This is a genomic window from Ruminococcoides intestinihominis (assembly GCF_040096285.1).
GTDB lineage: Bacteria > Bacillota > Clostridia > Oscillospirales > Acutalibacteraceae > Ruminococcoides > Ruminococcoides intestinihominis.
In genome coordinates this window covers 1-512 of sequence record NZ_JBBMEY010000102.1, presented here as the reverse complement: position 1 = coordinate 512, position 512 = coordinate 1, and the positions used below count along the sequence as shown (strand labels likewise).

The following is a 512-nucleotide window of genomic DNA, read 5'->3' as shown; positions in this document are numbered from 1 at the left end:
GATTGCTCCATTCGGATATCTACGGATCAATGTTTACTTACAACTCCCCGTAGCTTATCGCAGTTAGTCACGTCCTTCTTCGGCTCCTAGTGCCAAGGCATTCCCCTTGTGCTCTTTATAGCTTGACCATTGAGATATCTTTTTGGTTCTTTCGTTTAAGTAAATTAATTTACTCTACTCGCAGATAAATAGGCTTTTCTTCCTATTTACCCTTTTCAGCTTAATTGTAGTTTTATTACCTGTTAGTTTAAATAAATACTTGAGTTTTATTTTCCTGTTTGTAATAAACTATCTCGCTATCTTTTCTTTATTCAGTTTTCAAGGTGCATTTCTTGAAACCGTTAGGTTTCAATGGTGGGCTTAAGTGGACTCGAACCACCGACCTCCCGCTTATCAGGCGGACGCTCTAACCAGCTGAGCTATAAGCCCATATTCTCTGGCTTGGTGATTTCTTTCTTACTCAAGCCTTTGGTGGAGATAAGCGGGATCGAACCGCTGACCCCCTGCTTGCA

The 512-nt window shown here is 41.0% G+C and carries 1 tRNA gene and 1 rRNA gene; both read right to left on the bottom strand.

Annotation, left to right across the window (positions count from 1 at the left end):
• Nucleotides 1-128 (bottom strand): 23S ribosomal RNA (locus WMO18_RS10925); the annotation flags it as partial.
• Between the two features lie 224 nt (nucleotides 129-352).
• Nucleotides 353-429: transfer RNA gene (locus WMO18_RS10920), tRNA-Ile, on the bottom strand.
• Between the last annotated feature and the right edge of the window lie 83 nt (nucleotides 430-512).